The sequence below is a fragment of the Mesotoga sp. HF07.pep.5.2.highcov genome (assembly GCF_003666285.1).
Taxonomy (GTDB): domain Bacteria; phylum Thermotogota; class Thermotogae; order Petrotogales; family Kosmotogaceae; genus Mesotoga; species Mesotoga prima.
This window is the reverse complement of sequence record NZ_JFHJ01000180.1, coordinates 1-607: the sequence shown is the minus strand read 5'-3', so window position 1 is coordinate 607 and position 607 is coordinate 1. Positions and strand designations below refer to the sequence as shown.

1 protein-coding gene is annotated in these 607 nt (G+C 46.1%); it reads left to right on the top strand.

Going from position 1 to position 607, the window contains the following annotated elements:
• On the top strand, positions 1-363 hold a 363-nt coding region (locus tag BG32_RS15490; RefSeq protein WP_183084276.1), incomplete at its 5' end, for a hypothetical protein.
• Positions 364-607 lie beyond the last annotated feature (244 nt).

The following is a 607-nucleotide window of genomic DNA, read 5'->3' as shown; positions in this document are numbered from 1 at the left end:
GATCTCTTCAGCGACACTCAGACCGAAGACAATAAGCACAACCTGACTTCACAGTGGTACATCCCGTTCGGTCAGGATGCTTACGATGCCATGGAAGAAAATGCGAGCGAACAGGAGGAACTTCTGGACTACATAAGGCCAAACGGAGAAGATCTCGATACTGAGATCCCGGTCGATGAAGATGAAAAGACTATTATCCTGAGACTCTACAACATCTTCGATCACCCCGAACGTTTTTCAGATCTCTTAAGCTTCTTCCCCACCCTCATAAACTATGAGATGCTTGAGGGAATTGAATTCCCCGATCCGACGTTTGGTGGCGTCGTAGTTAACCTTCCGAAGACGATCTCGCCGGATAACTGAGGTCGGACTCAATCGAGATAATTGTGGGGCAACGAGTTGTAGAAAACGGTTCGTTGCCCCATTTGCTGGAAGTAATCAAAGCATGATACTGCTTGTTGAGTTTCCAAAGAGTTGTGGGTTTTCATAAGACTTCTGAAAGAAGATCAACGGGAGGTGTAACAATGAAGCACCTGCTACTGGTTTTGATTGTATTGGGTCTCTTTCTTTTCTCAGGGTGCGACCTATTACAGTACTTCACCGTAGC